This is a genomic window from Pseudohongiella nitratireducens, assembly GCF_001642735.1.
GTDB lineage: Bacteria > Pseudomonadota > Gammaproteobacteria > Pseudomonadales > Pseudohongiellaceae > Pseudohongiella > Pseudohongiella nitratireducens.
In genome coordinates this window covers 64737-85880 of record NZ_LWHM01000019.1, presented here as the reverse complement: position 1 = coordinate 85880, position 21144 = coordinate 64737, and the positions used below count along the sequence as shown (strand labels likewise).

21 protein-coding genes are annotated in these 21144 nt (G+C 52.5%); 9 read left to right on the top strand and 12 right to left on the bottom strand.

Going from position 1 to position 21144, the window contains the following annotated elements; all coding sequences use genetic code 11:
* Positions 1 to 96 precede the first annotated feature (96 nt).
* The 6 genes from PSCS_RS07265 to holA are packed head-to-tail and all read left to right on the top strand — an operon-like array spanning position 97 to position 6525.
* Entirely contained in the window at positions 97 to 1128 is a 1032-nt protein-coding gene (locus PSCS_RS07265) for a PhoH family protein (RefSeq protein WP_068811295.1), read from the top strand.
* Complete coding sequence (gene ybeY / locus PSCS_RS07260) at positions 1112 to 1615, top strand: rRNA maturation RNase YbeY (protein WP_068811293.1); 504 nt, start codon at positions 1112 to 1114, stop codon at positions 1613 to 1615. Before PSCS_RS07265 ends, ybeY begins: the two co-directional genes overlap by 17 nt.
* Positions 1612 to 2511: an HlyC/CorC family transporter gene (locus PSCS_RS07255; RefSeq protein WP_068811291.1), complete on the top strand. Its 900-nt coding sequence runs from the start codon at positions 1612 to 1614 to the stop codon at positions 2509 to 2511. Before ybeY ends, PSCS_RS07255 begins: the two co-directional genes overlap by 4 nt.
* Before the next feature lie 33 nt (positions 2512 to 2544).
* Positions 2545 to 5022: a leucine--tRNA ligase gene (gene leuS, locus PSCS_RS07250; RefSeq protein WP_068811289.1), complete on the top strand. Its 2478-nt coding sequence runs from the start codon at positions 2545 to 2547 to the stop codon at positions 5020 to 5022.
* Between the two features lie 4 nt (positions 5023 to 5026).
* Entirely contained in the window at positions 5027 to 5521 is a 495-nt protein-coding gene (locus PSCS_RS07245) for an LPS-assembly lipoprotein LptE (protein WP_068811287.1), read from the top strand.
* Positions 5518 to 6525, top strand: coding sequence for a DNA polymerase III subunit delta (gene holA / locus PSCS_RS07240; RefSeq protein WP_068811285.1), 1008 nt, complete (start codon positions 5518 to 5520; stop codon positions 6523 to 6525). Before PSCS_RS07245 ends, holA begins: the two co-directional genes overlap by 4 nt.
* 32 nt (positions 6526 to 6557) lie before the next feature.
* On the opposite strand, the gene PSCS_RS07235 is transcribed toward holA, so the two are convergent.
* The 3 genes from PSCS_RS07235 to PSCS_RS07225 all read right to left on the bottom strand — a co-directional run bounded on the left by PSCS_RS07235 (position 6558) and on the right by PSCS_RS07225 (position 8153).
* Positions 6558 to 6815, bottom strand: coding sequence for a DUF4404 family protein (locus PSCS_RS07235; protein WP_068811284.1), 258 nt, complete (start codon positions 6813 to 6815; stop codon positions 6558 to 6560).
* Positions 6816 to 6990: 175 nt separating this feature from the next.
* On the bottom strand, positions 6991 to 7614 hold the full coding sequence (locus PSCS_RS07230) for a hypothetical protein (RefSeq protein ID WP_068811282.1): 624 nt from the start codon (positions 7612 to 7614) through the stop codon (positions 6991 to 6993).
* Positions 7587 to 8153 (bottom strand): methyltransferase family protein, encoded by a 567-nt coding sequence (locus PSCS_RS07225; RefSeq protein ID WP_068811280.1) that lies wholly within the window; start codon positions 8151 to 8153, stop codon positions 7587 to 7589. The genes PSCS_RS07230 and PSCS_RS07225 overlap by 28 nt, the downstream gene beginning before the upstream one ends.
* Before the next feature lie 148 nt (positions 8154 to 8301).
* On the opposite strand from PSCS_RS07225, the gene PSCS_RS07220 reads away from it, so the two are divergent.
* From PSCS_RS07220 to PSCS_RS07210, 3 genes are all read left to right on the top strand, one after another.
* Positions 8302 to 9684, top strand: coding sequence for a nucleotidyl cyclase domain-containing protein (locus PSCS_RS07220; RefSeq protein ID WP_068811278.1), 1383 nt, complete (start codon positions 8302 to 8304; stop codon positions 9682 to 9684).
* A 148-nt stretch (positions 9685 to 9832) separates the two neighbouring features.
* On the top strand, positions 9833 to 11305 hold the full coding sequence (locus PSCS_RS07215) for an aspartate kinase (RefSeq protein WP_068811275.1): 1473 nt from the start codon (positions 9833 to 9835) through the stop codon (positions 11303 to 11305).
* Positions 11302 to 12489, top strand: a complete 1188-nt coding sequence (locus tag PSCS_RS07210) for an aminotransferase class V-fold PLP-dependent enzyme (protein WP_068811273.1) — start codon at positions 11302 to 11304, stop codon at positions 12487 to 12489. The genes PSCS_RS07215 and PSCS_RS07210 overlap by 4 nt, the downstream gene beginning before the upstream one ends.
* A gap of 6 nt (positions 12490 to 12495) precedes the next feature.
* Here the strand turns inward: PSCS_RS07210 and PSCS_RS07205 are convergent, their stop codons facing one another.
* The 9 genes from PSCS_RS07205 to rsfS form a co-directional block, all read right to left on the bottom strand.
* Entirely contained in the window at positions 12496 to 13848 is a 1353-nt protein-coding gene (locus PSCS_RS07205; RefSeq protein WP_068811271.1) for a sodium-dependent transporter, read from the bottom strand.
* Entirely contained in the window at positions 13845 to 14882 is a 1038-nt protein-coding gene (locus PSCS_RS07200; protein WP_068811269.1) for a peptidylprolyl isomerase, read from the bottom strand. Before PSCS_RS07200 ends, PSCS_RS07205 begins: the two co-directional genes overlap by 4 nt.
* A gap of 33 nt (positions 14883 to 14915) precedes the next feature.
* A complete protein-coding gene (lipB, locus tag PSCS_RS07195) occupies positions 14916 to 15533 on the bottom strand; it encodes a lipoyl(octanoyl) transferase LipB (protein ID WP_229694687.1) in 618 nt (205 codons plus the stop codon).
* 86 nt (positions 15534 to 15619) lie between these two features.
* On the bottom strand, positions 15620 to 15913 hold the full coding sequence (locus tag PSCS_RS07190) for an HP0495 family protein (protein ID WP_068811268.1): 294 nt from the start codon (positions 15911 to 15913) through the stop codon (positions 15620 to 15622).
* Between the two features lie 71 nt (positions 15914 to 15984).
* The gene (locus PSCS_RS07185) at positions 15985 to 17124 is read right to left on the bottom strand and encodes a D-alanyl-D-alanine carboxypeptidase family protein (RefSeq protein WP_106387089.1); all 1140 of its coding nucleotides are present in this window, start codon (positions 17122 to 17124) and stop codon (positions 15985 to 15987) included.
* Between the two features lie 138 nt (positions 17125 to 17262).
* Entirely contained in the window at positions 17263 to 18126 is an 864-nt protein-coding gene (locus tag PSCS_RS16255) for a septal ring lytic transglycosylase RlpA family protein (RefSeq protein ID WP_068811263.1), read from the bottom strand.
* 57 nt (positions 18127 to 18183) lie between these two features.
* Positions 18184 to 20151 carry a penicillin-binding protein 2 gene (gene mrdA / locus PSCS_RS07175; protein WP_068811261.1) on the bottom strand — a complete coding sequence of 656 codons (1968 nt, stop codon included), beginning with the start codon at positions 20149 to 20151 and terminating at the stop codon, positions 18184 to 18186.
* 80 nt (positions 20152 to 20231) lie between these two features.
* A complete protein-coding gene (gene rlmH, locus PSCS_RS07170; protein ID WP_068811259.1) occupies positions 20232 to 20702 on the bottom strand; it encodes a 23S rRNA (pseudouridine(1915)-N(3))-methyltransferase RlmH in 471 nt (156 codons plus the stop codon).
* Complete coding sequence (gene rsfS, locus PSCS_RS07165; RefSeq protein WP_068811256.1) at positions 20692 to 21069, bottom strand: ribosome silencing factor; 378 nt, start codon at positions 21067 to 21069, stop codon at positions 20692 to 20694. The genes rlmH and rsfS overlap by 11 nt, the downstream gene beginning before the upstream one ends.
* Positions 21070 to 21144: the final 75 nt, after the last annotated feature.

Sequence of the window (21144 nt, the reverse complement as noted above, 5' to 3'; positions counted from 1 at the left end):
TACTTTCCATATATAGTTAAAACAGCATAGTCAAAACAGCCATTTTCATAACATATTAGGCGCAGATACTGACGCCGGAGGTAATTTTCCAGCTACATGGCAACGGAACAAAGCACGCAACAGCTGACCCTGGAGCCAGCCAGCACATCTCGTCTGGCTAATCTTTGTGGCCACCTCAATGAGCACTTACATCAAATCGAGAAATCGCTGGCAGTCCGTATCAGTCAGCGAGGTAATCGTTTTCAGTTAACCGGGAGCAGGCCTGCCATTGAGGAAGGCTCCCGCGTTCTCTCATCCCTGTATGAGCAAACCGCTGACGGCAACGGTCTGAGTCCGGATCTTGTGCACCTGACACTGAAAGAAGACGGTGGTCAGTTATTAACCGGGTCCGACCAGCCAGTCACGGATGACCCGGATCGCCCAGTACTGATTAAAACACCCCAGGCATCCATCAAGCCTCGTGGCGGCCATCAACGTCAATATGTGCAGTGTATTCGCCATCATGACATCAACTTCGGCATCGGCCCTGCAGGCACAGGTAAAACCTACCTGGCAGTTGCCTGTGCAGTTGAAGCGCTGATGCAGGATCGGGTCAAACGGTTACTGCTGGTGCGCCCGGCGGTTGAAGCAGGTGAAAAACTGGGCTTCTTGCCTGGCGACCTGGCACAGAAAATTGATCCGTATTTACGGCCACTTTACGACGCCCTCTATGAGATGCTTGGCTTTGAAAAAGTCACCCGTCTGATAGAGCGCAATGTCATTGAAGTTGCGCCCCTGGCCTACATGCGCGGCCGCACGCTCAATGGTTCATTCATCATTCTGGACGAAAGTCAGAACACGACCGTGTCACAGATGAAAATGTTTCTGACACGCATCGGGTTTGGCTCAACTGCTGTGATAACCGGTGATGTGACACAAATCGACCTGCCCAAAGGCACCCGGTCCGGACTGGTTCATGTACTGAAAGTACTCGATGGTATGCAAGGCATCGGCTTCAACTTTTTTGACTCCAAGGATGTTGTTCGTCACTCACTGGTACAGCGCATTGTCGAAGCTTATGATGCCTACGACAAGCAGACTACCGTGAAGTCGCTGAACCAGGATGCCAGCAATGACCGCGACCGTTGAAGTCATCAGAGATATCACAGATGAAGCAGAGCAACCAGACGCTGACACCATAGCCGCCTGGTGCCAGACCGCATTACTTGCCGCCGGCAACCTGAAACCAGTAGCAGACAATGCTGAAATCAGCGTCAGGATTGTCAGCGAAGCAGAGTCAGCCGAGTTGAATTCGCAGTATCGCAACAAAGCCAATCCAACCAATGTGCTATCCTTCCCCAGCGATTTGCCGGCATCGGTTGCGACCTTGTTGGATACGCTCCCGCTGGGCGACCTTGTGATTTGTCAGGCTGTGGTATCACGCGAGGCTGGCGAGCAAAATAAATCACTGTCTGATCACTGGGCACACATGGTAATCCACGGTGTGTTGCACCTGTTAGGTTTCGACCACCAGAATGACAGTGACGCTGAACAGATGGAAAACCTTGAAATTGACATCCTTAAATCACTTAACATCGCCGACCCCTATGAAAACAGGAGTATTCCGAGCACATGATCGACGAACCCCCGAGTAGTGAGCCACGCCAGCGATCCTGGATTGAGCGCATCGCGCAGGTTTTCTCTGATGAACCCACAGATATCAAAAGCCTGCTGGCCATGCTGCGCAGCGCTGAACAGGACCAGGTGCTGGACGCAGACGCTCTGAGCATCATTGAGGGCGCCCTGCAGGTATCAAGTATGCAGGTCAGGGAAATTGTCATTCCCAGACCGCAAATGGCTACTGTTTCCATACAGCAGTCTTTGGCAGAAATACTGGACATCGTTGTTGAGGCAGCCCACTCACGCTTCCCGGTTACCGGTGAAAACCCGGATCAGATCATCGGCATTCTGTTGGCAAAAGATTTACTGCCCCTGGCATTGAATCCGGAAGCTGAGCGCTTTAATTTAAAAGATATTATCCGGCCAGCTACCTTTGTCCCGGAAAGCAAGCGGCTCAATGTCCTGCTCAAAGAGTTTCGTGAGACCCGAAACCACATGGCCATTGTTATTGACGAGTATGGCACCGCTTCCGGGCTGGTCACTATTGAAGATGTACTGGAACAGATCGTCGGTGAAATTGATGACGAGTTTGACGTGGATGATGAAAGCTACATCAAGCGCCTTGATGACCAGCAGTACATCATCAAAGCACTGACACCGGTAGAAGACTTTAATGAATACTTCCTGACTTCCTTCAGCGATGAAGAAGCGGATACCGTGGGCGGTCTGGTTCTCCAGGAACTGCGGCACATACCCGAGCGGGATGAGTCGGTTGATTTGGGCGAATTCCAGTTTACCGTACTGAACTCAGACAGCCGCCAGATTCGGCTGCTCAAACTGACACTTCCAGTGGAAGTGGCGGCACGACTTCATGAACAGAAAGAAGCAGCCCAGCAAGTCAAAGATTCTTGAATATCAGATAAACAGACACAGTTGAAGGCAACAATGACGACACAAGCGGAAGCAACCTACCAGCCCCAGGAAATTGAGGCAGCCGCCCAGCAATTCTGGGATCAGGCACAATCGTTTCAGGTAACAGAAGACAGTGACAAGGAAAAATTCTATTGCCTGTCCATGTTCCCTTACCCCAGTGGTTACCTGCACATGGGGCACGTCCGTAACTACCTGATTGGCGATGTCATAAGCCGCCATCAACGTATGCTGGGCAAGAACGTACTGCAACCAATGGGCTGGGATGCTTTCGGCCTGCCTGCAGAGAATGCAGCTATCCAGCGTCAGGTGCCCCCGGCACAGTGGACCTGGAGCAACATCGACTATATGCGCAAACAGCTCAAACAGCTGGGCTATGCCTATGACTGGAGTCGCGAGCTGGCTACCTGCCACCCCGATTACTATAAATGGGAGCAATGGTTCTTTACCCGCCTGTTTGAAAAGGGACTGGTATACAAGAAAGAAGCCGAGGTGAACTGGGACCCGGTTGACCAGACAGTTCTGGCCAACGAACAGGTTGTTGACGGTCGCGGCTGGCGTTCTGGTGCGATTGTTGAACGTCGCAAGATCCCACAGTGGTTTATCCGCATTACCGATTACGCCCAGGAATTACTGGATGATCTTGACAAACTGGAAGAGTGGCCGGAAGAAGTCCGCACCATGCAGGCCAACTGGATTGGCCGCTCAGAAGGTGTCGAACTGGCATTCGAGGTTCAAGGCAGTGATGAGAGACTGACCGTCTATACGACACGCCCTGACACGCTGATGGGCGTGACTTACGTCGCCATTGCCCCCCAACATCCGCTTGCACTGCAGGCGGCCGAAAGTAATGCTGAACTGGGCAGTTTTATCGAAGCGCAGAGTCACGTCAAAGTAGCTGAAGCTGACATGGCGACGATGGAAAAACTGGGCATGGACAGCGGCTTCAAGGCAGTTCACCCGGTCACTGGTGAAGAAGTTCCCGTGTTTGTCGCCAACTTTGTACTGATGAGTTATGGCACCGGTGCCGTTATGTCAGTACCTGCCCACGACCAGCGTGATTATGAATTTGCCAAAAAATACGACCTGCCCATTAAGCAGGTGATCCGGCCTGCTGATGAAAGCGAATCGGCTAATCTGGACGAATGCGCCTATACAGCAAAAGGTGTGCTGATTAACTCCGGTGAATTTGATGGCCTGGACTTTCCGGCAGCTTTTGATGCCATTGAAAGCTGGCTGAAGTCGCAAAACAAAGGCGAAAAACAGATCAACTTCCGTTTGCGCGACTGGGGGGTTTCCCGTCAGCGCTACTGGGGAACACCGATTCCGATTATCAACTGTGATGACTGCGGATCTGTGCCAGTGCCTGAAAATGAACTGCCCGTGATACTGCCTGAAGACGTCAACATGGATGGCAGCGGCTCGCCCATCAAAAAAATGCCCGAGTTCTATCAAACCAAATGCCCCAAATGCGGCAACGATGCAGAGCGCGAGACCGATACGTTTGACACCTTTATGGAGTCATCCTGGTATTACGCACGTTATACCTGCCCAGACCAGACTGAAGCCATGCTGGACAAACGTGCCGACCACTGGTTGCCGGTAGACCAGTACATCGGTGGTATCGAACACGCCATCCTGCACTTGCTCTACGCTCGTTTCTTCCACAAGTTAATGCGTGACGAAGGCCTGGTCTCTTCGGATGAACCATTCAAGCGTCTGCTGACCCAGGGCATGGTGTTGAAAGACGGCAGTAAAATGTCGAAATCCAAGGGCAATACGGTTGAACCTGCTGAACTGATTGAGAAGTATGGCGCCGACACGGTCCGTCTGTTTACCATGTTTGCGGCACCACCCACTCAGTCACTGGAGTGGTCCGATAGTGGCGTGGAAGGCAGTGCCCGTTTCCTGCGAAAACTCTGGCGTATCTGCATGGAGCACATTTCTGTCGAAACAGCCAAGTTGGATCGCAGCCAGTTGAACGATGCTCAGAAACAACTGCGCCTGAAAGCACACAGTACATTGCAAAAAATCAGTGATGACTATAGTCGTCGTCAAACCTTCAATACGGCTGTAGCAGCGGTTATGGAACTGGTTAATGCGATCACCCGGTTTCAGGAAGAAGCCGATACCAGCGCTGGCAATAACCAGGCAGTGTCACGAGAAGCCTTGGAAATCGTACTCCTGGCACTGTCGCCGATCGTCCCGCATTTCTGCCACGTACTATGGCAGAAGTTTGGTCACCAGACAGCTATCATTGACGAGTCCTGGCCTGAGGTGGACGAGGAAGCGCTGGTGCAGGATTCGGTGCAATATGTTATTCAGGTCAATGGCAAGCTACGTGGCAAGCTCAGCGCCGCCAAAGATGCCGACCAGGATACGCTGATGGCCATGGCCAAAGAAGACGATAACGTGCAGCGTTTTCTCGATGACAAAACGGTTCGCAAGGTCATTGTCGTACCCGGCAAACTCATCAACATCGTGGTGGGCTAAGCTGATGGGGATTCGGCGCCTCATGTCTGCCGGGCTGATCATCGTGCTGATGAGCCTGGCAGGTTGCGGATTTACCTTACGTGGCAGTGATGACGGCTCGCTGCCTATTGATCGCCTGACGGTGACTTTTGCCAACAGTCTGCACCCCTTGCAAGCGCCATTAAGCCGATATCTGTCCAGCTATGATGTGGAACTGGTACCGCGTAATGCCAGTGATTTTGAATTACTGATTTCCAATGAAGCGATTGAACAACAGACGGTCAGCCTGAATACCCGCGCTGGTGCCGGGCAATACGAGCTGCGCCTGTCCGTTGAAGCGGCGTTGCATCTGAATGGCACATTGATGGCAGGCCCGGAGCTTTTTGAAGCCCAGGGGAATTTCTTCGAAGACACAGCCAATATCGGTGGCAGCCAGTCGGGCCGGGAGATTGCACTGGACGATCTGCGCCAGGAGCTGGCCCAGCAGATCGTGATTCGCCTGCAGGCCATCGAAATATGAAACTGAAGTTCGCCCAGCTTGCCCAAAACCTGCAGTCATCACTGCAAGGATGTTACTGGATAGCTGGCGATGAGCCGTTACAGGCGCGAGATGCCGCCGACATGATCCGCCAGGCAACCCGGGAAGCGGGTTTCAGCGAGCGGGAAGTGCACGATGCGGATCGCCAGTTCAACTGGGATATCCTCCATCACGCTGCCAGTAGCATGTCGTTGTTCAGCGATAAAAAACTGATCGAGATTCGACTTGGCAGCAAACCTGACGATACTGCCAGGAAAGCATTAATCGAATATCTGGAGTCTCCTCCCGAAGACACCATCCTGTTACTGCAAACCCCTCGGCTGGATGCTGCGGCAACACGGAGCAAATGGTTTCAGTCAATTGAAAAACATTGTGCCTTTCTGCCACTGTACGATATCGACCCGGGTCAGCTTAACGACTGGCTTCGTGCTCGTCTGCAGCGCTACCAGATGTCTGCCACACCCGATGCTATCCGGCTGATCGCCGAACGTACCGAGGGCAATCTGCTGGCAGCCGATCAGGAAATAGAGAAGTTCTATATGTTGTTTGGTGCCGGCAGCGAGCTCGACCTGGATGCTGTCAGCCAGAGTGTGACTGACAATGCCCGCTTCAACGTTTTTGCGCTGATCGAAAGCTGCCTCGCCGGCAATACCGCAAAAGCCCTGACTACCCTGCAACGCTTACGGGAAGAAGGCAATGAGCTGCTCTACATACTGGCGATGGTGGCAAGAGAACTACGGCAGTTACTGGCCATGAAGGTACAGATGGAACAGGGCTCGCCGATGGGCAGCGTGCTGAAATCATTCCGTGTCTGGGGAAACCGGCAACAGGCAGTCGAAGCCGCCCTGCAACGTCACAGCAAACAGTCACTGTCACGACTACTGGCCGGGCTGCACGCCATTGATGCTGGGGCCAAAGGCCTTCGCCCGGGGGATACCTGGGTAACCCTGGAAAAACTTGTCACTTCCCTGTGCACTAATCGTTAACAGATAAGCGGGTCGTTAACGGATAATCTGACTTATATACCGATGCGTGACAGCGTGGCTATCAGCTCTCTGACAATACGCTCAGCGACCGGATGGTTTGCGGCAAATCGCGCTTCCATATCAATTAATTGCTCCATCTCGGGGCTATTCGGTTCAGAATCCTCCAGCATCTGATCAATATTATTATCAAGACGGGTCAGAAGCGCGCGAGTCTCATCGTCCATTGACTCATTGCGGTTCAACTCCGTTTCCAAATTTTCTAACAACTGACGGATAGATTCCTGACTCACTTCCTGCTCCTATCAATAAAGTAACGCCAAACAAGCAGCGCTGAATGTAACTAACATCATACAACCATTCTCTATAGTAAAGCAGGCCTGAAGAATCTGGACAACCCTGATGCCAGTGAAAACCGGGACTTCCTGTTCCCGGTTTTCACCCAACAACAATGGGCATAACCCGGAATCAGCTGGTTTTGGTCATCACACGGTTGTAGGCACGCTGTTTCAGGCGACGCTGGAAACGGCGCTCACGGCTTTTATGCTCTGCCCAGTAACGTGGCAGGTTAAGCAATAATGACCAGCGTGTTGTGTAGCTGACACGAATGGTGGAATGGCTCTTATCGCCCGACATGAGCATCGGCTGGCCTTCGTAGATATCCTTGGCACCCGTCATGGCATGAACATGTCGGATATTCTTGTTGCGCTGGTTAGCCATCAGCAGAACATACTGCTTGCGGCACTTGAATGCATCCAGAACCAGGCGGGTCCAGATGCTGAACTGCTCTGAGGCGCTCTTCAATGAAGCGCTCATCCACAGTCCGTTAATTTCCATCATGTCGTAGCTGTCTTTCTGGAAAAACTCGTGGGACTGTTTGACATCATCCGGGACAAACATCAGACTGCGAAAAGCAGGTTTGGTGACCAGCATATAGCCACCCACCATTTCATCGCCTTTGAAACCGGCCACGAACTGACTGCGTTCCATGTAATCGTAAGGCAGTTTGACCCCGACAAAACTCTCGAAACGAGACAGGAAAAAATCGATTTCAGTTGTGTCAGTTAATGTTTTAAATTTGATTGCTTCCATTTTAATATCCTTGGTAGGAACATGCCTACTTGTTGTTGGTAAAGTTTGTACTGCTCTGATTGCTCACTCTGCAAAATAACGGCCTCTTCCCGTTTTGCGGACATCACATAAAAACCTGTCAGATAGGCAAGACTCAGCCATAGCCAAGGCCACCCAAACAGCAGCGAGCTGCCCAGCCAGGCAAGGATGTAAGAGACATAAAACGGGTGACGGAACACCCCGAATGGACCAGTTGTCACGATTTTTCCAACGCTTGTGCTGAAGGCAAAGTCGAGTGATTTTGCAGTGACAATCGACCACCAGAATAACACCAGCGAAAAGGCGTACAACACGAGACAAATATACAAGGGCAGTTTTGTGACGTCCGTCACAACAATGAAGCCATAAACCGTTGAAACCATCTGGACACCGACTGCAAGGTCGTAACTCAGCGCCAGCCAAAACGGGGTGCCCGAGTTCATTTTAAAGAAGGCAAAACGCCCCCACAGCAAACTCAACACAATCCCCAGGTACAACGCCAGCCCCAGATAAATCAACATATCCAACCTCTAAGTTATGAAATAATGAATTTTCAATGATTGGCGCCCGACATGCCTTTTGCTGCATTGCTGGAGCACCACATTTATGTATAATCATGTCACGCAATTTGTCGGCATAACAATATGAATAATTTTGAGCACTTATAATATGAATCAGGACAAGTACTCGGCATATTGCAGAGAACATGTCACTGAGTTCCGTGATGAATTGCGTGACGATGCCAGTTGGGCACTCAAAAACTGGCCAGCCCGGACCTCAGCATTACTCCTCCTGGTTTCCTCACTGATGACCTGGCAGAACCTGCTGAGCAGCAATAACCCTTATGCTGGCCAGGCACTACTGACCTACTCCATACCGATTCTGATCGTACTGCTGTTCCCCTGGGTCACGCTGCTGTTTTCAACCACCAGCAAACTCTCGCGTACCGTGTTCGACTGTTTTGTGTTCAGCATCTTGTTCGGTTTCTGCATGACACTGCAGCTGATCTTCCGGCCCGAATTAACGCAACAGGAGCAATCCAATTTTTACATTGCCCTGTCCGGGCAGATTAATTTTGTCATCCTGATGACAACCGCTTTCTCCTACCATACCCGCTTTGAAGTCACGCTCCTGAGAAACACTGTCTTTACCCTGCTGACCGTGCTGATGATCTACCGCATCAATGCGACCTACCTGACCCTTAATATCATGCAACTGATACAGGGCTATCTCGGTGGCATTATTGTAGGCTGGCTGTTTTTCCGTCGTATCCAAAGTCGTTTTTACTATAAGTCGGTTGATGCAGACACCCGCCAGCACCTTTATAACCAGTTATCCAAACTCGTCTACCCACATCAGCTGGAACGAATCAAGTCTGGGGACCAGTTGGAAGAAACCATGCCCGTGGCCCGCAGCGAGGCCATCATTAATGTGTTTGATATTATCCGATCAAGCGCTATCCGGCATGAACGCACTCAGAATTTTTTCCTCAATGTATTTCGGGCTTTCTCGCAGATTTGCATGATGGGTTACCGTCACAACCCGCTCAAATCCCGTGCCTTCCGACTGAAAGAAACCGGCGACGGTTTTATCAGCGCTGTGGGTTACCCTTTTATGACTGAGAAAAGCATGTCACTGGCCGACCATGCCGTGGATACCGCCTTGATGATGTTCAAGGCCTTTAATGCTGAGGTGGATCGCTTTAGCTACGGTCATCCGATTAAAGCCGCGATGGGGCTGGCGTTTAATACCGTGCAAGGGACATTCCAAAGCAGCGGTATCCGAGCCTACGACCTGTATGGAGACGCCCTGGTTCAGGCCTATCGCTACGAAGAGATGCGCAAAAACCCGAAAATTGCCAGCATCATGGATGACAGTGCCCATCAACAAGGCCTGCAGGACTACAATATACTCATCGTTCAGGAAGTGATTTTCAATTCACTTTGTGATGGCTACAAGAGCCTGTTTCAGCCAATCGACCTGAAAGCCATTGAGTACCCAATGCCTCAGGACCCCAATGCCCGATTTGTCTACTTCCACATTCTCCCTTAAGACCCGGGGAAGCAATCTGCACCATGATTGACAGCATTTCTGCGGCACTGCTGACAGCTTGGTAACACCCTGTCAATAGAGCTGGCATGAAACTGACATCAATTTCCGGTATAATCCGTCGCCTCAAGTCTTGATTACAGGAAACAAAATGTCAGATTCACAGGCAGAGCCATCGTCTTCAGGCCATACGGTCGAAAAAATCGGTGGCACTTCAATGAGTCAATTTGAAGCTGTGCGCCAGAATATCTTCATGAATCCCGCCCTTGCAGGGGATGTTTATCAGCGAATATTTGTGGTTTCTGCCTACGGCGGTGTTACCAACATGTTGCTGGAACACAAAAAGACCGGGCAATCCGGTATTTACTCACTGTTTGCTGACGCAGAAGACCAGACCAGCTGGCGCAAAGCGTTCAAGGAAACACGCGAATACCTTCTGGAGCTCAATGACAACCTCTTTGCCGATCATGGTGAATCTGAGCTAAAAAAAGCCAACGATTTCATACTGGACCGACTGCAGGACGCCGAAAGCGTACTGGAAGATGTCGCCAGCCTGTGCCAGCACGGGCATTTTGCCCTGTCCGATTACCTGCAGACCGTGCGAGAGATGCTGGCCAGCCTGGGTGAGATCCACAGTGCCTCCAATACTGCACAGCTGCTCCGCTTGCATGGCATCAACGCCAGGCTGGTTGATCTGTCTGGCTGGAACAGCGAAAAGCACCTCTCTCTTGACGAACACATCAGCCGTGCCTTTGAGGGCATTGACCTGAGCAAGGAGCTACCCATCGCCACTGGTTACAGCCACTGTGAAGGCGGCCTGATGGCTATTTTTGATCGAGGCTACAGTGAGATGACCTTCAGCCGTATCGCCGTTCTGACCGGCGCTCGCGAAGCCATCATCCATAAAGAATTCCACCTCAGCAGTGCCGACCCCGGTATTGTTGGCGAGACCAAAGCCGTGCCGATCGGTCGCACCAATTACGATGTCGCGGACCAGTTAGCCAATCTGGGCATGGAGGCTATCCACCCGCGAGCGGCAAAAGGCCTGCGTCAGAGTAATATTCATCTGCGCGTCAAAAACACCTTTGAGCCCGAGCACGGCGGCACGCTGATTACCCGCGACTACGTCAGTGACTCGCCTTGTGTCGAGATCGTAGCTGGTCGTCAGGGTGTTTACGCCATTGAGCTGTTTGACCAGGACATGGTGGGCGACCTGTCACATTATGAGAAACAGTTTCTGGCACAAATCACCCGCTTCAAGGCCCAGGTCATCAACAAGGACCTCAATGCCAATACCATCACGCATTATCTGTCCGCCAACCTGAAAACGGTCAAGCGCATTCAGGCAGCATTGGCCGACCTGTTTCCCGGCGCTGAGATTAATGTGCGGAAGGTCTGCATCGTTTCTGCCATTGGCAGCGACCTGAAGATCCCTGGCATGCTGGCCAGAACAACCCAGGCACTGGCCGATGCCGGTGTGGATATTCTGGGTGTGCATCAATGCATGCGTCAGGTGGATATGCAATTTGTCCTGGATGAAGACGACTACAACACAGCGGTGAAGGCCATGCACTCACAACTGGTGGAAGTCTATAACCACGGACGTGCTATCAAACTGGCATGAACCTGATGGATCCCGACAAGCTACGTGATGACACACCAGCCTGTCGGGATCTGATTCATTTCAATAACGCTGGAGCCTCATTGCAGCCAGCCCAGGTTACCCGGGCTCAACTGGATCACCTGGCACTTGAACAGAAAATCGGCGGTTACGAAGCGGCGCTGCAAAACGCCAAAGCCAGTGCCCAGACCTACACAGCCTTATCCCGGCTACTGAACTGCCATGAAAATGAAATAGCCTGCGTGGAAAGCGCCACTCGTGCTTTCCAGCTGTTAATCGCAGCGCTTCCGCTGGCGCCTGGCGATCGTATCCTGGTTAATCAGTCTGAATATTCCAGCAATTACCTGACCCTGCTTCACCTGGCCGAAACCAGACAGATTGCGCTTGTGTTCGTGCCGAATGATGAGTCGGGCAGCATTGATTTACAGCGCCTGCAGCAGGAGGCTGAAAACGGTGCGAGTTTGATTTTGCTCACCCACCTGCCCAGTCAAAGCGGCACCATCCAGCCGGCAGCCAAAGTGGGCCAAATAGCCCGACACTACAATATTCCCTATCTGCTGGATGCCTGCCAGTCCGCCGGGCACCTGCACCTCGATGTTGATGAGCTGGGCTGTGACATGCTGGTTGCCTCAGGCAGAAAATACCTCAGAGCCCCGCGCGGTACAGGCTTCCTCTACGCACAGGAAGCCCTGGCCAACCGAATGATACCGGCTGCCATTGACCTGCAGTCGGCTACCTGGCTTTCACCTGAAAGATACGAGATTGCGCCAGGCGCCCGTCGCTTTGAAGCCTGGGAGCATGATGTAGCGGGCCGCATCGCACTAGGCGTTGCCGTTAATTATGCCTTGTCGGTGGGTATGCCCGCGATTGAATCAAGAATTTGCACGCTGGCCGCCTCACTGCGCCAGCAGCTAGGCAAGATAGAAGGAATCAGTGTAGATGACAAAGGGGAAAACCTGTCCGGCATTGTGACCTTTCATGCCGAGACTCAGCCTGCGACAGAAATTGCAGCCTTGCTCAGGGAGTCGGGGATCAACACATCGGTGGTGCGGCAGCAAAATACACAGCTGGACCACTATTACCGACGACTGCCCGATATCAACCGGGCATCGTTACATGCCTACAATACGGAAGATGAAATCACCCGATTCTGTGCCGTATTACAGCAAATCATGTCTGTCAGGTAACAGAAATCACCCCAACAGGGTTTGCAGGTAGATAGCCAGAATGGCCACCGGCACCACAAATTTCACATAAACCGGCCAGATACGCCAGAACATCGTATGTTCTACGTTCTCACTGCCCTGCCTGATTTCCTGCAGTATGCCGTTACGATGCCAGATCCAGCCGGCAAAGATGGCAAAGAAGAAACCCAGTAATGGCTGGCTGTATTCTGTCGTCAGGGAAACCACCAGATCAAACAGGGTATCGAAGTTAAACACAATCAGCAGACTGATAGCCGTAATACCCAGGGTCAGCCAGGTACCGACCCGCCGGCGACTGGTGTTGTAATTCTCGACCACATAGGCCAGCGGTACCTCCAGCATGGAAATGGAGGAAGTCAGCGACGCAATGGTCATCAGGATGAAGAATGCCAGCGATACCAGTATCCCGGCCAGTCCAATCTGATCAAACAGTGCTGGCAGGACAGAAATAATCAGCCCGGGACCGGCGATCAGTCCTCCCTGTTCATCATAGATAGGCACGCCCAGATTCAATGCCACCGTCATGGCTGGCAAAATCAGCAGACCTGCTGTCACTGCCACACTGATATCCAGCAGGGTCACCATGCGCCCCAGAGCCGGCAGATTTTCACGCCGGTTGATGTAGGAGCCATAGATCAACATGGTGCCTACCCCCAGCGACAGGGAAAAGAACGCCTGCCCCATGGCACTGACCACCAAACCAGGCTCCAGCATCCGGGAAAAGTCAGGCACCAGATACATGCGCAACCCTTCCATCGCGCCATCCAGCGTGAAGACATAGATAATCAGGCAGACCAGAATAATGAACAGTGAAGGCATGAGCCGCGAGGCCCATTTTTCGATACCGTTACTGACACCAGCAGTCACCACCCACAGTGTCATTAGCATGAAGCCCAGGGTAAATATGGCATCTCGTACCACAGATCCCGTTGCCAGCCAGTCGGCGGCAGCATCAAACTGCAGCAGATTGGCCAGCGACGCCATGGTCATGGCCAGCATCCAGCCACTGACAATGGCGTAGAAGCTCAGGATCAGGCTGACGGTGATCATACCGGCATAACCGACCATACCGCCCAGAGCGCGTGTCAGCGGCCCTCTTGCCAGCCCTCTCAAAGCCGTCACCGCATTCGCTTTGGCATGGCGACCGATAATCAGTTCCGCCATCAGTGCCGGGTAGGCAATGGCAAAGGCCAGGACAATATAAGTAAACAGAAATGCCGCACCACCATTGCTGGCGGTATTGGTGGGGAAGCCCCAGATATTTCCCAGTCCGACAGCCGACCCGGAGGCCGCCATCAAAAAACCGAACCGGGAACTGAACTCACCCCGGGGCGCACTCATTCGTAGGATTCCAACTCGAAGCGCATCTGGCTTTCATCAATCATGTGCAGTACCACATTATTCAGTACGCTGACTGAACCGTTATTATTGATCTCCACTTGCGGAATGGCCACTTTCTGCTCATCGGGCAAATAGTTCGCCATACCTTCTGGTGTGATTTCCAGCGGGACCATGTTACCTGTATCCAGTTCAAAGATAACCCCACCGTCACCCTCGACCAGGTTGAACTGCATGCTGTAGTTACCCAGATCGCCCGCATTCACGTAGGCAGCCAGCCGGCCACTGCTGTACTCGAAAATATGCATGGCCGTACTGAAACGATCCACGCGGTAGGCGCTCATTAAGACCAGGTTATCAGTCTGTGGCAACCTGGTTGGATTATTGCGTTGAGGCATCTCAGTTGCTGCGCCACCGACACTCACCACTTCCAACCCGTTAATTTCATTAGCAACCTCCAAACCGTCACCCAGCACTCGACCAAACGCGGTAAACCCCCCGTTTTGCTCATCAAGGTTTTCGGAATTATCACCCAGGTTGATAAACCACTGACTGGTTGCGCTGTTAGGGTTACCACCCAGCTTGGCCATGGCAATCGTACCTTCTGTATTCGATACCACCGGCTCATTCACGACCGGGTCCTGTTGCTGGGTGTAAACAGCACTGCAGTTAATACCCGGCTGCGGCGCATCACTAACGCAATCGCCCAACCAGTTATAAGCCCCCATCTGAATCACAAAATTACTGACAGAGCGATGCACCACCGTCATATCGAAGTCACCTCGATCAACATAGCCGAGGAAATTGTTGACCGTATTGGGCGTCTGATCGTCAAACAGTTCCAGCGTAAAATCACCATACGTCGATGTCACCCTGACCAGCGTGTTGGCTTCGGCAACTGACCCTGCAGAGGCAGCCATCAGCATTGACAAGCCCAGGGCAATGCGCCGTGAGCTGCCTGCCGATACAGAATGGCTGCGCTTAATGATCGTGCCGGCAGTGAACTGCCTGGCTTTTTTGGCAATACTGAACAACATGTACTCTCCTGTTAACCTGTTAACTCGATTCCACTAGCCTGCTTGGCCAGGACTTTCGGGCAACTCGTGTTTGACGTCAACCCAGCTATAAGGCTGCAAACGCTCGATAATACCCTGCAATAATAATTTTTCCACTGTTACCATCAATGACTGTTCATCATCCTCAGCCACCAGGTCAATGAGCTGGGTCACCGCCAGGCCAGCATAACCACAGGGATTAATACGCGAAAATGGGGACAGGTCCATGGCGACGTTCAAACTCAGACCGTGATATGAGCAGCCGCGGCGGATACGCAAGCCGAGCTGGGCAATTTTGGCATCCCCGACATAAACCCCGGGCGCGTCCGGGCGCGCAGCCGCCTCGATTTTGAAAGATGCCAGTGTATCAATGATGGCTGCTTCGATCAGGCTGACCAGCTCTCTGACACCGACAGAAGCACGTCGCACGTTAATCAACAGATAAATCACCAGTTGACCTGGCCCGTGATAGGTCACCTGCCCCCCACGGTCAATCTGGATGACGGGAATATCCCCGGGCGCCAGCAAATGCTCGGCCTTGCCCGCCTGCCCCTGAGTAAAAACAGGAGGATGCTGCAGCACCCACAACTCGTCAGCAATTTCATCGCTCCGGGTTTCCGTCAAGTGCTGCATGGCGCGCCATACCGGTTCGTAGGGCTGAAGCCCAAGCTGGCGGATTACCAGCCGTTGTGCCGTCCCTGCTGGTGCAGCCACTTCGTTCACAGCACCAGTTTAACAGCAGGCAGGGTTTTCAGGTCGGTGAACAAGGTCTGCAAATGCTCTTTACCATGCGCTTCAATCACAATCGTGATTGACAGGTAGTTGCCCTTGGCACTGGGCCGGCTGTTGACATCATCACTATGTGTCTCAGGGGCGTGACGGCGAACTATCACCATCACCTCCTCGACAAAATCATCCGTGGCATGTCCCATCACCTTGATAGGGTAACGACAGGGAAACTCAATTTTGGGTTTTTCCTGTTCAGTGGAACTATCTGTATTGTCTGCTGACATGAAATCTCCAGCTTGCTCTGACTGCTTGTACTTGCACTAAATATGAATTTGAAATGTAAACCTGGCTGCTATCAGTTAAACAGTCCCATGATAAACAGCGTCAGTGCATCGATCAGCCGCTTCAGCCAGCCAGCACGCTCAACGCCTTCAATCGCAACGACATCTCCGCTGTAAAGCACCTCATCATCCAGTGTGACATTAACTGAACCGAGCACGGTGCCTGCTTCAAACCCGCCACGGATAAACTCTTCCGAATCCAGGGTCGCTGTCAGTTCATCAGCCCGGCCACGTGGAATGGTAATATACACTTCTTCATTTATTCCCAGTTCCACCGAATTCTCGGCTCCTGACCAGACACGAGCGGTGTTAATCACATCGCCAACATCATAAAGTTTATGCGTTTCGTAAAAACGGAACCCGTAGCTGAGCATTTTCTGGGTTTCCACCGCACGGGCTTCCTCACTGGCAGTGCCCATCACAACTGAGATCAGTCGCATGCCATCACGTTCAGCAGAGGCAACCAAACAATACCCTGCGCGATCCGTCCAGCCGGTTTTCATGCCATCCACTGAAGGGTCGCGGAACAACAGGCTGTTGCGGTTGCCCTGGGTAATGCCGTTGAAAGTAAATTCACGCTCAGAATAAATATCGTAGTGATCCGGGTGCTCCTGGATGGTCGCTCGCGCCAGCTTCATCAGATCACGAGCAGACATCAGGTTGGTATCACCGCTGGGGGTATCCAGACCGCTGGAGTTGAGGAACAGAGACTGATCCATTCCCAGTGCCTGGGCATGCTGGTTCATCAGGTCGGCAAAAGCTTCTTCGCTACCGGCAATATGTTCAGCCATGGCAACGCTGGCATCATTCCCCGATTGAATGATAATACCGCGCAACAGATCTTCCACCCGCACATAACTGCCCACATCCACGAATGTCTTGGAACCCTGGGTACGCCAGGCTTTCTCGCTAATGTAGGCCTGGTCGTCATAACTCATATTGCCATTATCAATTTCGACCTCGGCAATATAGGCAGTCATGATTTTGGTCAGACTTGCTGGTGGCAATGCCTCATCCGCATTCTCTTCCATGATGATGTGACCGGTGGTCGCATCCATAAGGATGTAACTGCTAGCCGCAACTTCCGGCGCTCGCGGCATAATGGATTGTGCCGCAGCTGGCAGGCTGCTGAATAATACCATCAGTGCTGACATAGCAACTGCAACATGGCGCCGCCATCCTGTCAGTTGCGGACCAGTACCAGAGTTGTGTGAAGCGTTGGCTGTAATTGTCATATCGGGTTTCCCAAGTACTTTAGAATCTTGTATGAATAGCTGGCGATGACCAGGCGATTATTCCTGAACGGTGAACGGCTGACCCAGTCCCGCACCGACAATCAGGTCAGTCACACGTCGCAATTCGTTGCTATCCACAATCGGGCCAATGCGAACCCTGTGCAATTGCTGGTTCGGGCCATCAGCCTGAATCGAGCGAATGAACACCGGGCGGCCGGTCATATTCCGTAAGCGGTCGGATAGTCGCTGGGCGGAGCTCAGGTCCGCAAAAGCGCCTGCCTGAAGATAACGGGCGGGACTGCTGTTTACTTCCATTACCGGTGCCGGTTCCCGACTGGCGGCGGCAAGTATACGCTCCTGGCCGGGCACAATGGATTCGACATGAACCAGCGCTGTGCCCTGATCCGCGAAGCCGAGCTTATAAGCGGCTGCGAATGACAGATCAATGATGCGTTCGTTATGGAAAGGGCCCCGGTCATTGACCCGGACAATGATACTGCGCTGGTTTTCGAGGTTGGTGACACGGGCGAAGCTGGGTATCGGCAATCGCGTGTGAGCGGCCGAGACCTGGTACATGTCAAAAATCTCACCATTGGAAGTGGCATGGCCGTGAAATTTCTCACCATACCAGGAGGCCAGACCCGTTTCCTGAAACCCTTCTTCACTGGCCATGACCCGATAACTGCGACCGTTGACGGTATAGGGAGAGCGGTTGCCCGCCATGGTCCGATTAATCGGCTCCGGTATGACGTCCTGAATCCGTGAAGGATCAACCGCAACACTGGGCGCACGATCCTGGCTAATGGAGTAGCGGCCAGCCTGAGAGTTGCCGGAGCTGCCAGAGGGTGGGGATACACTGCTACAAGCGGAAATCAGTCCACCCAGGATCAGTGCAATGACTACCTTGCTCGATGAATTCACGTTTTTGTCAGCGCCATGTTTGGAAATTAAACAACAGATTGCCTGATGTTAACCCAGTCACGGACTGCTTGTCAGCAGAAGTGCCTCACTGTCCTGAGATTCTTCCTGCTCCAGCCTGGGCAACAAGTAAGCATCCAGCACTTCCCGCGCCAGCGGACCTGCAACCGAGCTTCCGCCCTCGCCATTTTCAACAAAAACAGCCACAGCAATCCTGGACTCCGGAGAAGCATCAAAAGCGATAAACATTGCGTGGTTCAAGTGCTCATCACTGATCTCTTCCGGATCAATGCGGTTACCTCGCGAGTCAACCTGAACACCCACCACCTGTGCGGTACCGGACTTGCCGCCCATCGGGTACGCCAATGGCTCCTCTCCGGCAATGTACGGGTAAGCAGTCCCCTCATGACGGCGATGCTCGCGATCATAGGGTTTACTGACTGTATGCTCCATGGCGTGTCGCACATAAGCGATATCTTCCGCAGATGGCAGCAACGGCTGTTGCACAGCCTCACCATCGAAAATGGCTTCAGCAAACTCACCTTCGCCACCACTTTGTATCGCTTTGAGCATACGTGGCCGGACAAACTGACCGTGGTTGGCAATAGTCGCTGCGGCACTGGCCATCTGCAGGGTGGTGGCCTGGAACATGCCGTTTCCGAAGCCTTCCGGCGGTGTTTCACCGGGATACCAGGGCAGACCTTTGTTTTCCCGCTTCCATTCCGGAGACGGGACAATACCAACGGCCGCCTCCGGCACATCCAGCGCCTCGTTACTGCCAAAACCCCAGGTCAGCAGGTAATCATGGATCTTGTCGATGCCCAGCTCCACCGCAATATGGCTGAAGTAGGTATTACAGCTTTGGTAGATAGCACGCTCGAGATCAATCTGACCATGGCCTGACTTGTCCACCCACCAGGTCCAGTCATAGTAAGGGCGCGAACGGCCCTGTAAACGGTAGTAACCGGGGTCATTGATCACGAACTCCTGATCCACAACGCCATAATACAAACCGGCAAGCCCCATAATCGGCTTGATCGTGGAACCCGGCACACGGGAATTAATCGCACGATTAAACATTGGCGAGTGACGGGACCGGTTCAACGCCCCGAGTTGATCCCGGCTGATACCGGTCACAAACAGATTGGGGTCATAATCTGGTTTGCTGATCATTGCCAGAATGCCACCTGTCGAAGGCTCGATGGCAACAATGGCGCCCCGGCGCTCACCCAGTGCTTCTTCAGCTGCCATTTGCAGGGCGATGTCCAGGTGTAGCTGAATATCCCGGCCCGGTTCCGGATCTGTTCGTCCCAGCACCCGGGTCACACTGCCACGGTTATTCTTTTCGACGGTCTCAAAACCTACCGTACCGTGCAGCAGTTCCTCGTAGGTTTTCTCAATACCGGTTTTGCCAATATGATCAGTCGCACGATAATTGAGCGCTTCCTCTTCATTCATACCTTGCAGCTCTTCCCGGTTGATTTCCGAAACGTAGCCGATGGAATGAGACGTCCCCTGATCATAAGGGTAATAACGCAGCAGCTGTGCCTCTACAGCAATACCTGGCAGGCGGTGCTGGTTGACAGCAATTTTAGCAATCTGGTCATCGTCCAGTTTGATTTTCAGCGGCACAGAAGAACGTGGTACTGCACGGCGGTCCTGACGTACCTGATATTGTTGAATATCCTCGTCGGTCAAACCGATCTCGTCACGCAACAATTGCAATGACTGATCAAAATCTTCCGCCAGTTCACGTACGACTGTCAGGTTAAAAATGGGGCGATTCTCAGCAAGCAGACGACCCTGGCGATCATAAATCAGACCACGGGTTGGCGGGATATATTGAGAGTGAAGGCGATTGCCATCAGAGCGCGCAGAATAATATTCATGCTGGACAAACTGCAGATTGACCAGCCAGCTCACCAGGATGACGACCAGAAGAAAGACAACACTGACCGAGAAAATCAGCCGTCCGTTGAAAATTCTGGATTCTTTTTTATGCTCGTCTAGTCGGAATCGTTGTGCCATACAATCCTGGTCGCGGAACCATGCAAAAAGTGAAAGTCCTGAAGATAGACCCTGATTTTGGCAAATAGTTTACACCGCTATCAGGCTCGGTGGTAGGGATGTCCTGCCAATACGCTCCAGCCGCGATAAATTTGTTCGGCGACGACAATGCGCACCAGCGGGTGCGGTAACGTTAAGGCAGACAGTGACCATTTTTCATCGGCACGTGACAAACACTCAGCAGACAAACCATCGGGGCCACCCACCAGTAAACTTAACTGGGCACCGCGTTCCCGAATGTCAGCCATACGTTCTGCCAGTTTCTCTGTCGACAGCGACTTGCCCTGCACATCCAGCGCGACCACATAATCCTGATCCTGCACTTTGGATAACAGTGCCTCGCCTTCCTGTTTGATAATCCGGGCGGTGTCGGCGTTTTTACCCCGATGAACCAGAGGCAGTTCAACACACTCAAAACGAAAAGGCGCAGGCAGGCGCTTGCTGTATTCAGCCACCCCTGCCTCAACCCAGGCCGGCATTTTCGTGCCGATACCCAGCAGCCTAATTTTCACCGTCAACAGCCTCGTCTGCTGCCTCAGGGTCAGCATCCAGCGCTTTAAAATTCCACAGATCTTCCAGACGATACAACGCACGGGTCGCACCCGACATCAAATGCACGACAACATCACCAAGGTCCACCAGCACCCAGTCAGCTTGCTGACCGTGGCCTTCCACGCCTCTGACCTGCCCGCCAGCATCTTTCATCTTCACGGCCACTTCATCAGCTAGGGCTTTGATGTGCGTTGTGGAATTGCCAGTTGCAATCACCATGTGCTCCACCAGAGGCGTCAGCGATGACACGTCATAGTCTTCAATTTGCTGCCCTTTCATATCTTCAATGGCAGTTTTAACAATTTCCAGCGTTTGTTTGGTTTCCAACGATTTTTTCCTTCGCCATGCATGGGCGTTTATTCAATAAAAATTCAATACTTAACCATTTAAACAGTTGCGAAC